Genomic DNA, 20,288 nt, shown 5'->3' with positions numbered 1-20,288 from the left:
ACTTATCACAGACATCCATCATTGCACTGACAATGGACTCGCGCTCAGCGGGGTGCACATCACGTTGGCGGGCACGGACCACAGCGCGTCCCCGTGGACGCCGGAGTACCCCCGGAAGAAGACGGTGTTGCCCACGCGGGTGAACTCCTCGGGCATGCCGCCTCCCGGGCTGGAGGTGGTGACAACGCCCGTGCCCGCGGGCGTGCCGTTCGTGACCTGTGGGGCGATCCCCAGGTCGCCATCCCCCGCGCTGAAGAGCAGCGTGCCGGCGCCCGTGTCGAACAGGGGCGAGCTGCGGATATCGGACGTGATGAGCCGCGTGCTGAGTTGCCGCGTCCCTCCCGCCGTGCCGTCCGTCACCCACAGGCTGACCTGGCGAGCCGCGGGGCCGGGGGAGCTGATCCACTCGGAGAAGTAGAGCTTCCCGCCCGCCTCCTGCGAATCCTGGACGTAGGGCTCGATGGAGGGCTGGCCCTCGAAGGGGTTGGGCAGAATCGTCACCGTCGCCTTCCCGTCCCCCGCCAACAACAGGCGGGACAGCTTCAAGTGCTCGTTGTCCTCGGTGCGCCGGGCCACGACGACGTACGGCCCTACCGAGCCCAGCAACGTCACCTGCTTGCCGAAGGTGTCCAGGCGCACGGTGCCCGCGGCCGTGCCGTCCGTCCGCCACACCTCCGTCCCGGACGTGTCCTCCAGCGTGAACAGCCCCAGGCCGGTGTAGCTCGGCCGCGCGGACGTCACGGGCGGCTGGCCCGCGTCCAGACGCTTGACGACGCGGGTTCCCAGCGCGGTGCCGTCCGTCCGCCACAGGCGCGTGCCGTGGACCGCGTCCTGGAGGAAGAACAGCAGCGCGCCATGCGTCCGCAACGTGGGGAAGGGCATGGACTCCTCCGGTCCGAAGGAGACCACCCGGTAGGTCCCCGCCGCCGTCCCGTTCGAGCGCCACAGCTCCATCCCGCTCGCCGTCGTGAGGAAGAAGCTCAGCGCGCCCCCCAGGGAGGTGGGATGCGACAGGATGGAGCTCTCGATTCCTGGAGTGATGTCCTTCACCAGCCGCGTCCCCGCCGCCGTCCCGTCCGTCACCCACAGCTCGCCACCGACCACCGGGGCGTTCATCGTGAAGAAGAGGCGCGAGCCCACGGCGGTGAAGGAGCCGAACTCGCGGAAGGTCAGCCCGTCGGAAGGGAACTCCACGAACGGCACGGTGCCCGCGGGAGTTCCGTCACTGCGCCAGAGGGCCGCCGGCCCCTGGTAGGGATCCGAGGAGAAGAACAGCGTGCCAGCGACGTTCGTCAGCCCTGTCGGAATCGGCCGGAACGGTGAAGGGAGCGGCGCGTCCGGAGCGAGGATGTCCTTCAGCTTGGTGGCCGCCAGCGCGGGCGTGCACGCCTGGGCCTGGACCGGCCGCTCCTCCGCCGCCGGCCCCTCCATGTCCTGCGCTCCGCCACAGCCAATGAACGCCAGCCCCGCCAGCAACCATCCGAATCGCAAACGCATGGTCCGACTCCTTGTCAGCCAAAAGCACGGGACAGTGGGACGCGGGCCGGTGGCCGCCAATGGGTCCCGGAGGCGTTCGGCCGTGTGGCGAATCCAACGCCCACCCGGGCCCGCCGCCGCTGTCGGAAAACCGACGCGCTTGTCTTTTCACATCAAGGGCATTGCACGACACGTGCGGGCTGGAGTGTGGTCTCCCCGGGGGATGCACGGCCTTCACTTCAGGAGATGAACGATGGCGGGTCCGCTGAGTGACGAGGAGCTTGGGAAGATCGACGCCTACTGGCGCGCGGCGAACTACCTGTCCATCGGGCAGATCTACCTCAAGGACAATCCGCTGCTGGAGCGGCCCCTCACCCGCGAGGACATCAAGCCGCGCCTCCTGGGCCACTTCGGCACCACGCCCGGCCTCAACTTCATCTACGTCCACCTGAACCGCATCATCCGGAACCACCGGGCCAACATGATGTATCTCATTGGCCCCGGACACGGCGCGCCCGGCATCATCGCGAACACGTTCCTCGAAGGCTCCTACACGGAGCTGTATCCCAACATCGAGCGCAACCGCGACGGCATGAAGCGCCTGTTCCGCCAGTTCTCCTGGCCCTACGGCGTCCCCAGCCACGACGCGCCGGAGGTCCCCGGCTCCATCAGCGAAGGCGGCGAGCTGGGCTACGCGCTCCTCCACGCGTACGGCGCCGTGCTGGACAACCCGGACCTCATCGTCCCGTGCGTCGTCGGCGACGGTGAAGCGGAGACAGGCGCGCTCGCCGCGAGCTGGCACTCCAACAAGTTCATCAACCCCATCACCGACGGCGCCGTGCTGCCCATCCTGCACCTCAACGGGTACAAGATCGCCAACCCCACGGTGCTCGCCCGCATCGACCATGACGAGTTGGAGGCCCTCTTCAAGGGCTACGGCTACACGCCCTACTTCCTGGAGGGCGACGACCCGAAGGACATGCACCAGCGGATGGCGCAGGTGCTGGACACCCTCTACGCGGAGATCACGCGCATCCAGCGCCACGCCCGCGAGAAGAACGACCCCACCCGGCCCCGCTGGCCCATGCTCGTGCTGCGCACGCCCAAGGGGTGGACGGGACCGAAGGTGGTGGATGGCAAGCCCGTGGAGGGCACGTGGCGCGCGCACCAGGTGCCGCTGGAGGAGGTGCGCGACAACCCCGAGCACCTGAAGATCCTCGAAGAGTGGCTCCACAGCTACCGACCGCGCGAGCTGTTCGACGCGAATGGCACCTTCCGCGAGGAGCTGGCGGACATCGCGCCCAAGGGCCGGCTGCGCATGGGCGTCAACGTGCACTCGAACGGTGGACAGCTGCTGGTGCCGCTCGTGCTGCCAGCCTTCCGGGACTACGCGGTCGACCCGGGCGTGCCCGGCTCCAGGCAGGTCAGCGCCACCCGGGTGCTGGGCGGGTACCTGCGGGACGTGATGCGCCACAACCTGGCGACCCGGAACTTCCGCATGTTCGCCCCGGACGAGAACGCGTCCAACCGGCTCCAGGACGTGTACGCCGTCAGCGGCAAGGCCTGGGACGCGAAGCAGGAGCCCACGGACGAGAACCTCTCCGTCGACGGCCGCGTGATGGAGGTCCTGAGCGAGCACCTGTGCCAGGGCTGGCTGGAGGGGTACCTGCTCACCGGACGCCACGGCTTCTTCTCCTGCTACGAGGCGTTCATCCACATCATCGATTCGATGTTCAACCAGCACGCCAAGTGGATCAAAAGCGCGAAGGAATTGCCGTGGCGCAAGCCCATCGCGTCGTTGAACTACCTGCTCAGCTCGCACGTGTGGCGGCAGGACCACAACGGGTTCTCCCACCAGGACCCGGGCTTCATCGACCACGTGGCCAACAAGAAGGCGGACACGGTGCGCATCTACCTGCCGCCGGACGCGAACACGCTCTTGTCGGTGACGGACCACTGCCTGCGCTCGAAGAACTACGTGAACCTCATCATCGCGGGGAAGCAGCTGTCGCCGGTGTGGCTGGACATGGAGAGCGCGGTGCGCCACTGCGCGGCGGGCATTGGCGCGTGGGACTGGGCGGGCAATGACGACGGCGACCCGGACGTGGTGATGGCCTGCGCGGGTGACGTGCCCACCATGGAGACGCTGGCCGCGGTGACGCTGCTGCGCGAGTGGGCCCCGGAGCTCAAGGTGCGCGTGGTCAACGTGGTGGATGTGTTCACGCTCGCGCCCGTGCAGGTGCATCCGCACGGGCTCAACGAGGAGGACTTCAACCGCCTGTTCACCACGGACAAGCCCGTGGTGTTCGCGTTCCATGGCTACCCCACGCTCGTGCACAAGCTCACGTACAACCGGGCCAACCACGGCAACATCCACGTGCACGGGTTCAAGGAAGAGGGCACCACGACGACGCCGTTCGACATGACGGTGCTCAACGACATGGACCGCTTCACCCTGGCGCTGGATGCCATCCGGCACTCGAAGGCCGCGAGGCACCGGCTGGACGACGCGGAGCAGCGCTTCTCCGAGGTGCGCCAGCGGCACAAGCTCTACGTGTCGGAGCACGGCGAGGACATGCCCGAGGTGGCCGACTGGAAATGGACCGCGCGATGAGTGACCCGGGCGCGGTGCTGGCCATCAACAGCGGCTCGTCGTCGCTGAAGTTCGGCCTCTACGTCGAACAGGGCGGCCAGGAGACGGTGCGCTTCAAGGGCAGCGCGACCCATATCGGCGCGGAGCAGGGACGGCTGGTCGTGAAGGACGGCGCGGGGAAGCCGGTGCGCGCGGTGGACGTGCGGCATCCGTCACAGGAGGACGCGCTCGATGAGGCCGTGCGCCACCTGGAGGAGCTGGGCGGAGAGCGGCCCCGCGCCATCGGGCACCGGGTGGTGCATGGCGGGCCCCACCTGCGCAAGCATCAGGCCCTGACGCCGGAGGTGATGAAGGCGCTGGAGGAGGCGACGCACTTCGCGCCGCTGCACATCCCTCCGGCGCTGCGGCTCATCCGGGCCACGCAGCGGCAGTTCCCGGGCGTGCCGCAGTTCATCTGCTTCGACACGGCCTTCCACGCGACGATGCCGGAGGTCGCGTCGACGTTCCCCCTGCCCCGCTCCGTGAGGGACCAGGGCGTGCAGCGGTACGGCTTCCATGGCCTGTCGTATGAGTCCATCGTGGCGAGGCTCGAACCCCAGGTGCCCGCGCGCACCGTGGTGGCCCACCTGGGCAACGGCGCGAGCCTCGTGGCACTCGATCACGGGCGCTCCGTGGATACCTCCATGGGCTTCACGCCCACGGGAGGGATTCCCAGCGGCACCCGGACGGGCGACCTGGATCCAGGCGTGCTCCTGTTCCTGATGCGCACGGGTGGAATGGACGCGGATGCGCTGGAGCGGCTGGTGAACCGCGACGCCGGGCTCCGGGGCTTGTCGGAGGGGACCAGCGACATGCAGGCCCTCACGCGCGACGCGGCGGCGGGCAACGCGGCGGCTGCGTTGGCGGTGGACGTCTTCACGCGAAGCATCGCGAAGACGGTGGGTGCCTATGCGGCGGTGCTCGGCGGGCTGGACCTGCTCGTGTTCACGGGCGGCATCGGGGAGAACAGCGCGCGGGTCCGCGAAGGTGCATGCGCGAGGCTGGGCCACCTGGGCATCCAGTTGGACGCGCGGCGGAACGAAGCGAGCGCGGAGGTCATCACGACCGATGCGTCACCGTGTCCGGTGCGCGTGCTGCCAAGCGATGAGGAGGTTCAGCTCGCCCGCCACACGCGCCGGCTCCTCCGCGGTTGAGTACGGCTAGGCCCGCGGCGTCACGGTTCGGCGAGGGAGGTGCAGCAGGCCTTCGCGGCGCAGCCACAGGGCCGCCGCCACCACGGTCAGCAGCGTCGTGGGCATCCAGGCCGCTATCGCGGGCGCCAGGCGCTCGGTGAGCACCAGCGTGCGGGAGACCACCATCAGGCCCCACATCGCCACGGCGATGAGGAGCCCCTCCACCACCGCCGCCGTCAGGTGGCCTCGCCGGTTCGTCCGCAGCGCCAGGCCCACCGCCAGCAGCGCCGCGGGCAGCCCCGCCAGCGGATACGCGAAGCGGTTGTGCCACGCGAGCTGGAAGGCCTTCGTCGCGAGCCCCACCTCCGCTCGCGCGACGATCTGCTCGCCCAGCTCTCCCAGGCGCATCTGCTCCGGACGGCCGGGACGGATGCGGAACGTCGTCGCTCCCACGCCCAGCTCGTACTCCGCCGCCGGCTGCTGCGTCACGGACGTGCGCCCGTCCTCCGTGAACGTGCGCTCCACCACGTCCGTCAGCTCCCAGCGCGTGCCCTCCACCGGGCGCATCCGCCCCGCGTCCACGCGGCGGCGCAGCTTGAACTCCGGCGTCAGCGTGAAGATGGAGACGTTCTCGAAGCCCTCCTGCGGGTTGCCGCCTCGCAGGAAGAAGATGGAGTCCCCGCGCCGGAACCACTGCTTCGGCGTGTAATACATCCGCCAGTCGCCCCAGCGGTTGAAGCGCTGCGTGGTGATTTCATCCACGCGCCGGCCCGCTCGCGCGGCCACCGTCTCGTCGAACACCACCAGCCCCACGCACGCCACCAGCGCGCACACCGCCACCGGCAGGTACAGCGCCGCCGGCCCGAAGGTGAGCGCCCGCAGCGCCGTGACCTCGCCCTTCTTGCGCAGCGCGGACACCGTGGTGCCCGCCGCCAGCAGCAGCGCCGCCGGCCCCAGTTGCTGCACCGTCACCAGCGCCTTGTAGCCGTAGAGCTTGAGCACGTCCCACACCCAGCCCTCGCCCCCGTAGGCCTTCGCGCGGTCCACGAAGTCCACCACCAGGAACACCGCCACCACGCCCGCCAGGATGCCCAGCGTGTAGCGCACGTACGCGCCCACCACGTACCGGAAGAGGGTGCCCTTCATCGCACCGTCCCCGAACGCGTCACGCGGTACAGCGCGAACGCCCCCACCACCATGAAGAGCACGTTCGCCAGCTGTCCCGCGACGAACACCGGCATCTGGCCCTTCTGTCCCATCTGCTCGAAGGCGCGGCTCAGCAGGTAGTAGAGGACGTAGCCGCCCAACGTCAGCAGGTAGCCCCACGCGCGGCCCGCCTGCCTGCGGCCAATCGCCAGCGGCGTGCCCAGGAGCGCGAACGCCACCGGCGCCACCGCGTTGCCCATCCGGCTGTGCAGCGCCATCAGGAAGGGCCGCGAATCCTCGCGCCGCTCCTCCGCGTCCTTCGCCGCCGCCAGCAGCTCCACCGGCGTCAGCTCCTCCTTCGGCGAGCGGAACCGGTTGCGCCGCGACAGCGACCCGCCCAGCCCCACGTTGATCTCCGCCTTCTCGAAGGCGACGACGCTCGCGTCCACCGAGGAGCGGTTGGCGCGGTGCACCTCGCCTTCCTTCAATTCAATGCGCAGCGCCTCGCCCCGCTCGGACGTGCCCACGCTGCCCTTGTGCGCCAGCACCAGCAGCGGCGAGCTGGGGTCGCGGTCGTCGTGCAACAGCACGTTCGTCCACCCGCCGCCCTTGGGCGCCACCTTCTGCGCGTACAGCGTCAGGTCGCTCAGGTCCTCGTAGAAGACGCCGGACTTCACGTCGCCCGCGACGTTCTTCTGGATGACCTCGCCCACCAGGTCCTTCACGCCCGTGAGGCCCCACGGCTCCACCGTGGACGTCAAGAGCACCATGAACGCGCTCAGCACGAGGCCCACGCCCAGCGGCGCCGCCAAGAGCTGGATGGGGCTGATGCCCAGGGCCTGCAGCGACGTGAGCTCCCGGTCCTCGCCCAGGCGCCCCAGGCCCAGCAGGATGGCCAGCAGGAACGCGATGGGCAGCGCCATCACCAGGAAGTGCGGCGCCAGGTACGCGATGAGCCGGCCCAGGTCGACCAGCGTCACCGCCGAGCCCAGCAGCACGTCCGTGCCGCGCAGGAACTGCATCACGAACAGCAGCAGGAACATGAACGCCACCCACACACCCAGGGGGACGAGCAGCTCCTTGAGCAGGTAGCGCGCCAGCAGCTTCACGGCCGCGCCCGCAGCCCCCGCGCGCCAATGTCCCGGCGGAAGTGCTTGCCCTCGAAGCGCACAGCGTCCGCGGACTCCAGGGCCCGCTCGCGCGCCGTCGCCAGGCTGTCGCCCCGGGCGCACACCGTCAGCACCCGGCCGCCCGCCGTCACCAGCGCGCCACCCTGCTTCTCCACGCCCGCCAGGAACACGGGCGCGTTCGACGCCACCGCGTCCAGCCCTTCAATGCGGGCGCCCTTCTTCGGCGCCTCCGGGTAGCCCTCCGCCGCCAGCACCACGCCCACCGACGCGCCCGGGAACTGCTTCAGCGGCCGGGGCTCCAGCGTCCCCTTCGCGCACGCCTCCATCAGCGGCAGCAGGTCCTCGTCCACCTGCATCATCAGGACCTGCGTCTCCGGGTCGCCGAAGCGCGCGTTGAACTCCAGCACCTTCGGGCCGGACGCCGTGAGCATCAGCCCCGCGTACAGCACCCCGCGCAGCGGCGTGCCGCGCTTCTTGAGCACCGCCAGCGTGGGCGCGATGACCTGCTCGCCCACCTTCGCCAGCTGCTCCGGCGTGAGGAACGGCGCCGGGCAGTACGCGCCCATGCCGCCGGTGTTGGGGCCCGTGTCGCCCTCGCCCACGCGCTTGTGGTCCTGCGACAGCGGCAGCAGCACGTAGCGCTCGCCGTCGCACAGGGCCATGAGCGAGACCTCCTCGCCCTCCAGCAGCTCCTCCAGCACCATCCGCTGGCCCGCCTGCCCCATCCGGGCCACGGCGCGCACCGCGTCGCGCGCGGCGTTCGCGTCCGGCGCGACGATGACGCCCTTGCCCGCGGCCAGGCCGTCCGCCTTCACCACGATGCGGCCCTGCGCCACGGCGTACGCCTCCGCCTCCGCCGCGTCCGTGAAGACGCGGAAGGCCGCGGTGGGCACGCCCGCCTCGTCCATCACTTCCTTGGCGAAGGCCTTGGAGCCCTCGATGCGCGCCGCCGCCGCGACGGGGCCGAAGCACGGGATGTCCACCTGCGCCAGCGCGTCCGCGACGCCCGCGACGAGCGGCGCCTCCGGGCCCACCACCACCAGGTCCACGCGCTCGCGGCGCGCCAGCGACACCACCGCCTCCGGCGAGTCCGCCTGGAGCGGCACGTTGGTGCCCCACCGCGCCGTGCCCGGGTTGCCCGGGCCCACGAGGAGCCGCGACAGACGAGGACTCTGGGCCAGCTTCCATGCGAGCGCGTGCTCGCGGCCGCCCGACCCCAGCAACAAGACCTTCACGTCAACCTCGCTCGTCGAGTTTGAAGAGCAGCTTCTTCGCCGGGAAGTAGGACGGGTCCAACCCCACCACCTTCTCCAGCATCGCGCGCGCCTCCTGCGGCTTCGACTTCATCAGCAGCTCGGCCAGCTTCGTCTGCGCGGACAGCATCTTCGGCGCCACGTCCAACGCGGACTGCAACGTGCGCATCGCCCTCGCCACGTCCCCGTCCGCCGCCTGCGCGAGCCCCAGCGACAGGCGCGCCACCGGAAGGCCGCGCTCGACGCCCACCGCGCGCTCCGCCAGGTTCCGGGCCTGCGGCCCCTTCGTGTCCAGCGCGATGAGCGCCCGGTACGCCTGCGCACCGCCGCTGTTCGCGTTCACCTCCACCACGGAGTGCAACAGCCGCTCCGCGGTCTGCCGGTCCCCCTGATGGAAGCGCACCAGGGCCTCGTAGAGCAGGGGCTGCACGTCCTCCGGGCGGTCGCCCAGGGACTTCACCACGTTCTCCACGCCCACCAGCGTGTCGCCCGGCCGCAGCCAGAAGCGAGACAGCGCGGGCCGGGGCGCCAGCCGCAGCGGATCCCACTCGCGCGCCTCCAGCACCGGGTAGAACAGGCGGAAGACCTCGTCGCGCTTCTTCGCGCTCGCCGCCGCCACGCCCTCCAGGAGCTTCGCGTCCATGCGGCGGTCGTCCAGCCGCACCGCCTGCTGGAAGCGCTGCTGGGCTCCGGCCACGTCGCCTTCCAGGAGGTGCACGCGCCCTTCCAGCACCTTCTCCAGCGCCGCGTCCTCCAGCCGGCCCTGGAAGCCCTTCAGGTGCTCACGGGCCAGGGCCGCGTCCTTCTGCGCCAGCGCCACCATGAACCACTGCAGGTGGGCCTCCGGCATCGCCGGGACCGCCTTCAGGGCCGCCGCGGCCGCGGTCGCCGCGCCCGCGTCATTGCCCGCCGTGCGCTCCGCCGCGGCCAGGTGGCTGAAGATTTCGGAGGCGTCGCGCGGGCCGTAGCGGGACGCGTTCTTCGACAGGTCCTTCAGGGCGCGCACGGCTTCGCGCGCGTTGCCCTCCGCCTGGTAGCGCAGCACCGCCAGCGCCAGGGAGGCGCGCACGTCGCCCGCCTTCGCCTTCAGCCGGTCCTCGTAGAGCTTGCGCGCGCGGGCCGTCTCCCCCACCTCCACGTAGATGCGGGCGGCGGCGGACAGGCTGTTCCAGTCCTGCGGATCCAGCTCCATCCGCTGGCGCAGCTGCTTGAGCGCCAGCCCGTACTGGCCGGCCTGCTCGTGCGCGAGCGCGCTGTAGTAGTCCACGCGCTGGAGGTTCGGCGCCAGCTTCCGCGCGGCGTCGAACTCCTGGTTCGCCAGCTCGCGCGACGTGGCCACATGGGAGCGGCCGAGCACCAGGTGCGCCTCGGCCTTGTAGGCGTCCGCGGCCTTCGGCTGGGACAGCACCTCCGTCGCCAGCCGCGCCGCCTCCTCCAGGTTGCCGGCCTGACGCGAGCGCGCCAGCAGCAGGTTCGCGTGCGCGACGAGCAGCGCGGGCGTCTGTCCGGCCATGCCCGTCGCGGCCTCGATGAGCTCGCGCGCCTCCTGGAAGGAGTTGTCGTCCATGCCCGGACCGCGCCCGAGCGCCAGCGCCTGCACGTACCCGGCGATGGCGTCCGTGCTGCGGGGGTCGAGCAGCAAGGCCTGCTGGAAGGACTCCTCGGCCTCCGCGTAGGCGACGCGCTGGTCCAGCTCGAGCTGCTTCTGGCCGGCGGCCAGGTGCTCCGCGCTGGTGCCCTCCACCTCCAGGAACTGGAGCTTCCACCGGCCCACCGCGGCCAGCACCTCCTGAGGCACCGCGGCCGGAGCGGCGGGCTGCGCGTCCCGGACCCGCTGCTCCTGCTGGGGCTTGTGCACCAGGAAGTAGTAGCCCGCGCCGCCGGCCCCGAGGACCGCCAGCGTCAGCAGGCCGAAGACGCCCGCGCGGCTGCCACCGCCGCTTCCGCCACGCTGCGCGCTGCGGGCCGGCGCGGCCGTGATGTGCGACGTGCGCGCGGGCTTCACCGAGCTCACGCGTGAATCCGTCGCCAGCGCCGTGGCGCCCTCGGACAGGGGTTCATCCCCGGACGCGGCGCCCTCCAGGCCGCTCATCAAGGGCAGCTCCACCAGGCCGCCGCCGTCGGACGGAGGCGGGGCCACCTCGGGGGCCACCAGCACGGTGGACTCCCGGGGGAACGCGGCCTCGCGCTGCTTGCAGGCCTCGCAGGTGCCCAGGGCCTGGTCGAAGGGGTCCGTCAGGTCCTTGCCGCACGAGCGGCAATTCGTGTGCGTCTCCTGCTTTGGGACGACCGGCGCGGGCGCGCGGGCGGACATGCGGCCCAGCGACACCGCCCCCGCGGGAGCCGAGGAGGGCCGCCCAGGCGAGGGCGCTCGCGGGGCTTCCGGCTCCAGACCTCCGGGAGCCGGGCCCAGGAAGTCGAGCAGCGGGTCCGCCGCGGCGGGCGCGGGCGTCGCGGGAGCCGACATCGCCGGAGCCGCGACTCCAGGCGCATCCGGCACGGGCGGGCCGGGCTTCGCGGCGGGCGCCGGCCTGGGCGAGGACGGGCCCAGGTTCGCGAACGGGTCCGAGGGAAGGCCCCCGGGGGCCTGCGACGCGGGCGGCCCCAGGTCCGCGAACGGGTCCACGCTCCCCGGCGGCCCCAGCTCCGGCATGTCGCCGAAGTCCCCGAAGAGGTCCGACTTCGCGGCCGCCTTCGGCGCGGCCAGGGGCGCGGGCGGTTTCGCCGCGGCGACCGGATTGCTCCGGGGCTCGCGCGCGACCGGAGGCGCCGGTGCGGCCGCGGGCGGCTTCGGCTCGGCGGCGGGAGGCGCGGCCCCTTCAGCGGGAGCCGTCACGGACGCGGCCGAGGCCTCCCGCTTCACGAGCTGGAGGTGACGACAGCGGGGACACTGCGCGCGGACGCCCTTGGGCGTGATCAACCGATCGTCGATCGCGTAGGCCGCCGCGCATTTCTGGCAGACGATGCGCATGAAGTTAGTGGCGGAAGTGTCGCACTCCCGTCACCACCATGGCCATCCCATGTTCATCCGCGGCGGCAATCACCTCCGCGTCCCGGACGGACCCACCCGGCTGGATGACCGCCGTCGCCCCGGCCCGGGCCGCCTCGTCCAGCCCGTCCCGGAAGGGGAAGAAGGCGTCCGAGGCCACGGCGCTGCCCTTGAGGGCCTCGCCACCCCGCGTCATGGCGATGCGCACGGAGTCCACCCGGTTCGTCTGCCCGCCGCCCTGGGCCAAGAGCTGCGCCGGCGCCGCGAAGACGATGGCGTTGCTCTTCACGTGCTTGCACACCTTCCAGGCGAAGCGCAGGGCCCGCTCCTCCTCCGGCGTGGGGGCGCGCTTGGACACCACCTTCCACTCCAGGGGCGGCTCCACCGCGTCGCGGTCCATGAGCAGCATGCCCCCGGACACGCTGCGCGCGTCCACCTGGGGCCGGGGCGCCGCCGTGGGGGACGCCAGCGCGGGGCCCGCCTCCAGGAGGCGCAGGTTCTTCTTCCCGGCCAGCACCTGGAGCGCCACCGCCGAGTACGACGGCGCGATGACCGCCTCCAGGAACGTCTCCGCCATGGCCCTCGCGGTGGCCTCGTCGACCTCGCGGTTGAAGGCGACGATGCCGCCGAAGGCGCTCACCTCGTCCACCGCGCGGGCGGTGCGGTAGGCCTTCTCCAACGCGTCGTCCACCGCCACGCCGCACGGGGTGTTGTGCTTGATGACCACCGCGCAGGGCTTCTCCGGGAACTCCAGGACGAGCCCCAGGGCCGCGTCCAGGTCCAGGATGTTGTTGTACGAGAGCTCCTTGCCCTGGAGCACCTTCGCGAAGGCGACGGACGGCTCCTTCGGCGCGGCGTATTCCTTGTAGAAGGCGCCGCGCTGGTGCGGGTTCTCCCCGTAGCGCAGGCCCTGCACCTTGCGGAACGCGAGCGACAGCTCGTCAGGAAATGGCTCCTGGGCCTCGCCGGACAGCCACCCGGAGATGGACGCGTCGTAGGCCGCCGTGTGCGCGAACGCCTTGCGCATCAGCCTGCGCCGCGTCTCCAGGCCCACCGACTTCTGGCCTTCAATCTCCGCGAGCACCGGCGCGTAGTCGTCCGGGTCCACCACGATGGCCACGTGCTTGAAGTTCTTCGCGGACGCGCGGACCATCGCCGGCCCGCCGATGTCGATGTTCTCGATGACGTCGTCCTCGCCCGCGCCGGACGCCACCGTCTGGCGGAACGGGTAGAGGTTTACCACCACCAGCGAGATGGGCTCGATGTGGTGGGCCGCCATCTCCGCCTTGTCACTCTCAAGGTCGGGCCGGCCGAGGATGCCGCCGTGGATGCGGGGGTGGAGCGTCTTCACGCGGCCGCCGAGGATTTCGGGGCTCTTCGTGTGCTCGGACACCTGGGTGGCGGGGATGCTGGCGGCCTTCAGGGCCTCCAGGGTGCCGCCCGTGGAGAGCAGCCGGTAGCCCAGCCGCACCAGGCCCTGGGCAAAGGGGACCAGACCGCGCTTGTCGGAAACGCTCAGGAGAGCCAGCACGTGTGCGCCTCGCAATGGGTGGGGGTGGCGCGGGTCCTAGCAACCACCCCCTGGGGTGTCAACGCAACACGTCACCCCAGGCCCTGAAGCGAAACAGTGCCCTGCCCTCTAGGGCTTGCGAGCAGACACGGGAGGCTCGGCCTCCGTGGCCTCGCGCAGCTTCATCAGGCCGCGCGTCTCCACCTGGCGGATGCGCTCGCGGGTGAGGTTCATGATCTCCCCCACCTCCTCCAGCGTGATGCCGCCCTTCTCCGCCACGTCCAGGGCGCAGGTGTGCTCCAGCTCCGTGATTTCCTTGTCCGGGAAGTTGAGCTTGATGGAGCCCGTCTCCGGGTTCACGTCCAGGTAGAGGTTGTGCTTGCAGGACACGAAGAGGCACGGGCGCGGGCCGTTGATGCAGTCCGCGCGGGTGCGCGGCCGCTGCTCGTCCACGAGCTTGAGGGTCTCCGCCTCTTCCGGGTCCAGTTGGCCGGCGAGCCTGCGCCGGCGCAGGTCGCGCGCCATCTCCTTGCGCGACATCGTCTTGGAGCGCCGGCGTTCCGCGGGCTGCTCCTCCTCATTCCCCCCCTCGCCCTCCTGCAGCTGCTTCACTTCCGACATGTGTCGTCCTCCAGATGTGTGGAGTCTACCCGGTTCAACAGGACCCTGGGGGGCATCCTATTGTGGCCGGAGCGTTTCGTCTTCGCGCGCCGTGACGGCGCTGCCCAACCGGGCGACATCCCGGACCAGATCCTGCGCCCGTTGCCTGAGCGTTGCCAACTGGGCTTCGAGTGACCTCCTGCGTTCTCCTCCCAGGGGCCGTCCTCCCAGCTCCTCCTGGAACCCATCCAGCACCTCCGACAGGTCCCTCTGGAGCTGGTCGATGTGGTTGCGGTGGAACACGAAGGAGCGGCGGATGTCCTCCAGGGTGTGTCCTTCGGCCATCATCTTCTTGATGACGTTGATGCGCCGCACCGCTTCCACCGGGTAGAGGCCCAGGCTGCCCTGGTGCTTCCCCTTGCGGCCCACACGGCGGCTGCGGGGGAGCAGACCGGCCTGGACGTACTTCCGGAACGTCGCCTCCGAGAGCCTCACGCCCCGGGGCCGGAAGATTTCCAGGATCGCGTTCGCGGGCAGGCCTCCCGCGTTTTCGCGCTCGATGCGCTCGAGTTCCTCGGGCGCAAGCAGGTCCATCGATTCCATTGAATAGAGGCTACTGAATGGATGGCATAGGTGCCAGATTCGCGCGTCACTCGTCAAGGATGACGAGCAGGCGGGCGGACGGACGTCGTCCGGCCGACGCTGGGCGCCGGCTGCCGGGGGCTTCAGGGGATGAAGGGAACGGGAGGGAGCGGGTTCAGCCCGGCTCGGGTCAGCGGCCGCGGGACGCGCGGAACTCCTGCTGCACGGTGCCGTCGGCGGGGACGACGACGGTGAACGTCTTCTTGCTGGTCGGGTGCTGGAAGGTCACGGAGTACGTGCCGGCCGGCACCTTGTAGGACGCGCGGCCCTGCACGTCCCCGAGCCGCTTCGCGCCCAGGAAGACGGTGGCGTAGGGGGTGGCCTTCACCTGGAGCGTGCCCATGGCCTTCGCCGCCTCCGCGGCGGGCGGCTCCGTGGCGGGGTCCGCCGTGGGCGTCGCGGCGGGGGTGGCCGGTTCGGTGGACGGGGGCGGCGTCAGGGCGGCTTCGCGCCGCTGCCCTTCCAGCTCCGCGTTGACGGCCTCCGTGGAAGGCGCGCGGGCGGGTTCGGCCGGAGGCGGGTTCGCGGCGGGGGCCGTCGTGGGCGGAGGGGTCACCGCCGGGGCCGTGGCCTGGGCGGGAGGGCTCCCCTGCCCCGCGTCCCGGGCACCGGTGTTCGAGCGCGCCACGGCGAGGACGCCCACGAGGCCCGCGAGGCCCAGCGCGGCGGCTCCGGCCCACAGGGCGCGCTTGCGGCCCGGCGCGACGGGGGGCCCCGGCTCGGTGGCGGAGACCGTGTCGAGCTCCCGGTCATCGGCTCCGGAGAGGTCGTCACCGACGAGCGCGCCCCGGCTCGCGGCAGCGGCGTCGGCCTTGCCGGAGGAACCGGCCCGGCGTGCGGAGGCGGTATCGGGCCTGCCGGAGGCACCGGCCTGGCGCTCGGAGGCAGTGTCGGGCTTGCGGCTCGAGGCCTCCGCCCGGCGCGCGGAAGCTGCGGACCGCGAGCCTCCGTCCTCGGAGCGGCGGCTCGCGGGCGCACCGGCGTCGGAAGAGCCAGCCCAGTCCTCGGAATGGCTCGCGAGCGCACCGGCGGCGGAAGAGCCGTCCCAGTCCTCGGAATGGTTCGCGGACGCACTGTCGTCCTCGGAAGAGCCGGCCCAGTCCTCGGAATGGCTCGCGGATGCACCGTCGTCCTCGGCGGCCCTGTCCCTGGCGGCGGGGACCTCGCGGGATTCGCTGCGCCTGGCGAGCGGCGCTTCCCTTCCCATGGACTGCAACGGCATCTGCGGCGTGGGCTGCGGAGGACGGCCGTTCTGCGCCGGCTCGTCCCGCGACAGCACCAGCGTCGTCCCGTGGCGGTCCTCGTCCGGCGAGACGCCCCGCTTCGCTCCCGAGGCGTGCTCGCGCGACGGCATCACCGCCGTGGGCTCGCGGGGCGGCTCTCCGGGGGCGGGCAGCGCTCCGTCCTGCAGCGCGGTGCGCTCAGGGAGCGCCGGCAGCGCCTGGTTGCTGGCCGCGATGGGGAACAGCGGACGGACGAACGCGCCCACGTCGGTGTCATCCACGGAGCGCGCGTGGTTCAACACGCACTGCGCCAGCGCGCGCTCCAGCTCCCCCGCCGTCTGGAAGCGCTTGGACAGGTCGCGCTCCAGCGCGCGGCGGATGGCGGCGTCCAGGTCCGGCGGCACGTCCGGGTTGAGGCGCGCGGGCGGCACGATGGTGCTCTCCTGCACCGCGCGCAGGACGGCGATCTCCGAATCCCCCTGGAACAGCCGCCCGCCGGTGAGCAACTCCCACAACACCACGCCCAGCGCGAAGACGTCGGTGCGCACGTCCACGCTCTCGCCCCGGGCCTGCTCGGGCGACATGTACGCGAACTTGCCCTTCAGGACGCCGGGGTTCGTCAGCTTGTTGCCCGCCTTCGCGATGCCGAAGTCGGTGAGCTTCACCGCGCCGTCGTAGGACACGAGCACGTTGTGCGGCGTGACGTCCCGGTGCACCAGGTTCAACAGCTCGCCGTTCACCCGCAGGCGGTGGGCGTAGTGCAGCCCTCGCGCGACCTCCACGCCGATGTGCGCCACCAGCACGGGCGGCATCGGCGTCATCGCCTCCTTGCTCCGCTTGCGCAGCTCCCACAGCGAGCAGCCGCGCACGTACTCCATCGCCAGGTAGTAGGTGTCCTCGTGCTTGTCGAAGTCGAAGATCTGCACCACGTTGGCGTGGTTGAGCCGCGAGGCCAGCCGCGCCTCCGCGATGAACATCTGCACGAAGTCCGGGTCGCTCGCGAGGAACGACCGCACGCGCTTGATCACGACCTCCTTCTCGAAGCCCTCCGGCCCGCGCGCGGTGCACAGGAAGATCTCCGCCATGCCCCCTTCGGCGAGCTTGCGGCGCACGACGTACTTGCCGACGTGGGTGCCTGCCTCGAGCGTCACGGAAGGGTCCAAGGCCGCGCCTACTCGAACTTGACCGTCACCACGTTGAGGTCGATGGGACGCACCTCGATGCGGCGGCTGACGGTGCGCTTCAGCTCGGGGTTGGTGAACTTGCAGTCATAGAGGCCCACCCGCAGCTCCACCGGCTGGAACGGCGTCTCCCCCAGCTTGCGGCCGTTGCAGGACACCTCCGCCCAGGGCGTCACCACGAAGCTCACCGACGCGGCCCGCTCCGCGGCGCGCGCGGCGTCACGCACCTCCGCCGCGGGCACCACCGTGGCCGCCGTGGCGACGGGGGCCTTCCCCCCCGGCGCGGGAGCCTGGGCGCCCGGGGACTCCTGGGCCTGCTTCACTTCGGGGGTGGCGGCGTCCGGCGCACGGGGATCGGCCACGCCGGAAGGTCCGACGCCGGGCTCCGGTGCCGGGGGCGCCGGCGCGGGCGGCTCCGTGCCGGGCTTCCCGGACGACGGCATCGGCATGAGCTTCAGCGGCCCCACGTCCAGCCGGCCGGACGGCGGGATGACGATCTGCGTGCGCAGCTCGCGGTAGCCTTCCTTGATGAGCACGACCCAGTAGCGGCCGGGCTTCACCGTCGGCAGCGTCAGCGGCGTGCGCTCCGGGAGCACCCGGTCCTCGAACACGACGCGCGCGCCAGTGGGTTCGGACTCCACGTGCACGCCGCTGGCACCCGGCCCCAGGCTCCACACGAGGCCCACGCCCACCAGGATCGCGACGAGCACGATGGCGCCGTACAGGAGCCCCCGGCGCTTCGGTGGCTCCACGGCGGACTGCTCGGTGAGCGTGCCGGTGCGGGCCGGCGGCGGCATGGGCGCGCGGGACGCGGAGCGCGGCGCGGTGGACGCGGTCATCTCCTCGAAGGTCGCGTGGGGCGCGGGCACGGGGAGCCGGTGGCCCCGGTGTTCGCCGGACGGCGTGGGCCCGCCCGGACGAGGGACTGGAATCTCGGAGCGCGGCACGGCGCGCATGTCCTGCGTGGGGCCTTCGTCCACGTCCGCGCGGGAGACCGCGCGCATGTCCAGGGTCGAGTCGTCCTCGTCATCCTGGGTCAGCGTCGTCATGGAGCGCTGATCCAGCGTGGGACCGTCCTCCTCGATCTGGAACGCGCCAGAGATCTTCCCCTGCGTGTCGACCATCGCGAGCGTGGGACCGTCCTCCTCGATCTGGAACGCGCCGGAGAGCTTCCCCTGCGTGTCCACCATCGCGAGCGTGGGGCCGTCCTCCTCGATCTGGAACCCGCCGGAGAGCTTCCGCTGCGTGTCCACCATCGCGAGCGTGGGACCGTCCTCGTCCTGCGTCACCGTCGGAAGGGAGGGCTCCTCCAGTCGCACCGGCCGGGTGCTCCGCGAGGGCGGCGACTCCAGGGCCCGCCGAGAGCCCGTCATGCCCCGGGCGGGCTCGGCGTTGCGGACCTCCGAACGCGGCTCCGGCCGGGCATCGACGGCGCGGGCATCCATGCGCGGGTCGGCGTTGCGAACTTCGGAGCGCGGCTCCGGCCGGGCATCGACGGTGCGGGCATCCCCTCGCGGGTCGGCGTTGCGGACCTCCGAGCGGGGCTCCGGCCGGGCGTCGACACCCCGGGCCTCCGCGTTGCGCGCGTCCACCCGCGCCTCCGCGTTGCGGCCCTCCGGACGGGTGTCCGGGCCGCGGACCTCCGAGCGCGCCCCGTCTCCTTCCGCGTCATCGCGGCGCGCCTCCACCTTCCCGCTGGGGCGGCTGGGCCGGTTCGGACGCAGCGTGGTGGTGGGCTCGTTCTCCGTGCGCGCGGGCGGTGTCGCCGGCCGCATCACCGAACGGCGCGGCGCGGCCGGCGGAGCCACCCCCGCCTCCTCGTCCGTCACCTGCACCTCGCCGGAGCGCGCCTCCTCCGTGAGCCGGTCCGCGTACAGCTCCCGCATGAACCCGGCCAGGTCCGCGGGCGTGCCACACGGCTGCGGCTGCGACGCGAGCCACCCCTCCAGCGCCCGCTGCAGCTCCTGCGCGTGCTGGTAGCGCGCCTCCGGATCCTTCGCGAGCGCCTTGAGCACGATGGCGTCCAGCTCCACCGGCACCCGGGGCGCCACCTGCGACGGCGCCGGGACGTTGCACTCCGCCACCGCCGACAGGGTCAGCATGTCGCTGTGGCGCTTGAAGAGGCGCCCCCCGGTCAACAGCTCATGCAGCACCACGCCCAGCGCGAACACGTCCGAGCGCCGGTCCACGCGCTGCCCGGAGGCCTGCTCCGGCGACATGTACGAATACTTGCCCTTGAGCACCCCGGAGCGCGTGACGGTGGCCTGATCCGCCGCCTTCGCGATGCCGAAGTCCACCACCTTCACGCCACCGTCGAACGTCACCAGGATGTTCTGCGGTGACACGTCCCGGTGCACGATGCCCAGCGGGCGCCCCGCCGCGTCCGTCTTCTTGTGCGCGTAGTCCAGCCCCGCGCACGCCTCCAGCAGGATGCGGCACACCAGGGGAACCGGCAGCGGACGCCCCGCCGTCTCCGAGCGCTTCCAGAGCCGGCGCGCGTCCACCCCATGGATGTACTCCATGGCGATGAAGAAGGTGTCCCCCTCCGCCCCCAGGTCGTAGATCTGCACCACGTTGGGGTGCGCGAGCCGGGCCGCGATCCGCGCCTCGTCCAGGAACATCCGGACGAACTCGTCGTTCTCCGACAGGTGCGGGAGGATCCGCTTCAACACCAGCAGCTTGTCCGGAGCATCCGAACCCGGCCGGCGCGCGAGGTAGATCTGCGCCATGCCGCCCGTGGCGAGGCGCTTCAGGAGCTGGTAGCTGCCGTAGGTTTCGATGGACACGGCCGGACGCGAGGAGGCGAACCCCAAGCGTAAGCGGCCGGGCCAGGGGAATCAAACATCGAATCCCCCTGGGCTTTTTCCCGGTTCCACCGGGCGTGCGTCCTAGCGCCGGGCGGCCCGGACCTCGCGGGTCTCCCGCATCAGGGCCTCCAGCTCGTCCAGGTGCCGCTTGAGCACCGGCATCAGCACCGGCGCCGCGTCCACCCGGTCGAACAGGTCCAGCACCCGGTCCACCTTGCGCTCGATCTCCTGCGCCCTCACGGGGCTGATGCGCTTGAGAAGCAGGTCCGCCCCGGCCTCCATCAGCACCCGCGCCACCGCGTTGCGGTCCGCGAGCGGCTCCTGCTTGCGCTGTCCCTCCCCGCGGATGACCCGCAGCCCCGGCGCACCGGCGCGCGGAGAGGACTTCATGGGCTCATCAGGGGTCCAGGTGTTCACAGCGCCTCCAGGGCAACAGCGTGCAGACGCTCCGCAGGGTACACACCGAGGGAGCGCCTCCAATTTTCTGGTCATCCGCACAGGCAGATGCAGTGCTGTAGCACCGGGGTCTGACACCCCCGTTCGGGGCCGGATGGCCGGCCCGTCAC

At 71.6% G+C, this 20,288-nt stretch carries 13 protein-coding genes; 2 read left to right on the top strand and 11 right to left on the bottom strand.

All coding sequences use genetic code 11. From position 1 onward, the window contains the following. Window positions 1-18: 18 nt before the first annotated feature. Window positions 19-1,497: a hypothetical protein gene (locus JYJ93_RS17405; RefSeq protein ID WP_206792726.1), complete on the bottom strand. Its 1,479-nt coding sequence runs from the start codon at window positions 1,495-1,497 to the stop codon at window positions 19-21. Window positions 1,498-1,729: 232 nt separating this feature from the next. Between JYJ93_RS17405 and JYJ93_RS17400 the strand changes: the two genes are divergently transcribed. Then, complete coding sequence (locus JYJ93_RS17400) at window positions 1,730-4,090, top strand: phosphoketolase family protein (RefSeq protein ID WP_206792725.1); 2,361 nt, start codon at window positions 1,730-1,732, stop codon at window positions 4,088-4,090. Beyond that, entirely contained in the window at window positions 4,087-5,262 is a 1,176-nt protein-coding gene (locus JYJ93_RS17395) for an acetate/propionate family kinase (protein ID WP_206792723.1), read from the top strand. The genes JYJ93_RS17400 and JYJ93_RS17395 overlap by 4 nt, the downstream gene beginning before the upstream one ends. Before the next feature lie 6 nt (window positions 5,263-5,268). Here the strand turns inward: JYJ93_RS17395 and JYJ93_RS17390 are convergent, their stop codons facing one another. From JYJ93_RS17390 to JYJ93_RS17345, 10 genes are all read right to left on the bottom strand, one after another. Then, entirely contained in the window at window positions 5,269-6,387 is a 1,119-nt protein-coding gene (locus JYJ93_RS17390; RefSeq protein WP_206792721.1) for an LptF/LptG family permease, read from the bottom strand. Further along, window positions 6,384-7,496, bottom strand: coding sequence for an LptF/LptG family permease (locus JYJ93_RS17385; protein WP_206792719.1), 1,113 nt, complete (start codon window positions 7,494-7,496; stop codon window positions 6,384-6,386). Before JYJ93_RS17385 ends, JYJ93_RS17390 begins: the two co-directional genes overlap by 4 nt. Beyond that, entirely contained in the window at window positions 7,493-8,752 is a 1,260-nt protein-coding gene (purD, locus tag JYJ93_RS17380; RefSeq protein ID WP_206792717.1) for a phosphoribosylamine--glycine ligase, read from the bottom strand. The genes JYJ93_RS17385 and purD overlap by 4 nt, the downstream gene beginning before the upstream one ends. Window position 8,753: 1 nt before the next feature. After that, window positions 8,754-11,741, bottom strand: a complete 2,988-nt coding sequence (locus JYJ93_RS17375) for a zinc-ribbon domain-containing protein (protein ID WP_206792715.1) — start codon at window positions 11,739-11,741, stop codon at window positions 8,754-8,756. 4 nt (window positions 11,742-11,745) lie between these two features. After that, window positions 11,746-13,290 carry a bifunctional phosphoribosylaminoimidazolecarboxamide formyltransferase/IMP cyclohydrolase gene (gene purH, locus JYJ93_RS17370; protein ID WP_206792713.1) on the bottom strand — a complete coding sequence of 515 codons (1,545 nt, stop codon included), beginning with the start codon at window positions 13,288-13,290 and terminating at the stop codon, window positions 11,746-11,748. Window positions 13,291-13,398: 108 nt separating this feature from the next. After that, window positions 13,399-13,890 carry a sigma factor-like helix-turn-helix DNA-binding protein gene (locus JYJ93_RS17365; protein WP_014397952.1) on the bottom strand — a complete coding sequence of 164 codons (492 nt, stop codon included), beginning with the start codon at window positions 13,888-13,890 and terminating at the stop codon, window positions 13,399-13,401. 57 nt (window positions 13,891-13,947) lie between these two features. Then, the gene (locus JYJ93_RS17360; protein WP_014397953.1) at window positions 13,948-14,472 is read right to left on the bottom strand and encodes a MerR family transcriptional regulator; all 525 of its coding nucleotides are present in this window, start codon (window positions 14,470-14,472) and stop codon (window positions 13,948-13,950) included. A 169-nt stretch (window positions 14,473-14,641) separates the two neighbouring features. Continuing rightward, a complete protein-coding gene (locus tag JYJ93_RS17355) occupies window positions 14,642-16,885 on the bottom strand; it encodes a serine/threonine protein kinase (RefSeq protein ID WP_206792711.1) in 2,244 nt (747 codons plus the stop codon). A 20-nt stretch (window positions 16,886-16,905) separates the two neighbouring features. Then, on the bottom strand, window positions 16,906-19,701 hold the full coding sequence (locus JYJ93_RS17350) for a protein kinase (RefSeq protein ID WP_206792710.1): 2,796 nt from the start codon (window positions 19,699-19,701) through the stop codon (window positions 16,906-16,908). 102 nt (window positions 19,702-19,803) lie between these two features. Continuing rightward, on the bottom strand, window positions 19,804-20,112 hold the full coding sequence (locus tag JYJ93_RS17345; RefSeq protein WP_206792708.1) for a hypothetical protein: 309 nt from the start codon (window positions 20,110-20,112) through the stop codon (window positions 19,804-19,806). Window positions 20,113-20,288: the final 176 nt, after the last annotated feature.

Origin of the sequence: Corallococcus sp. NCSPR001 (genome assembly GCF_017309135.1) — a bacterium.
Taxonomy (GTDB): Bacteria; Myxococcota; Myxococcia; order Myxococcales; family Myxococcaceae; genus Corallococcus.
Note: the sequence above shows the minus strand (reverse complement) of the source record. Positions and strands in the feature narration are given on the sequence as shown.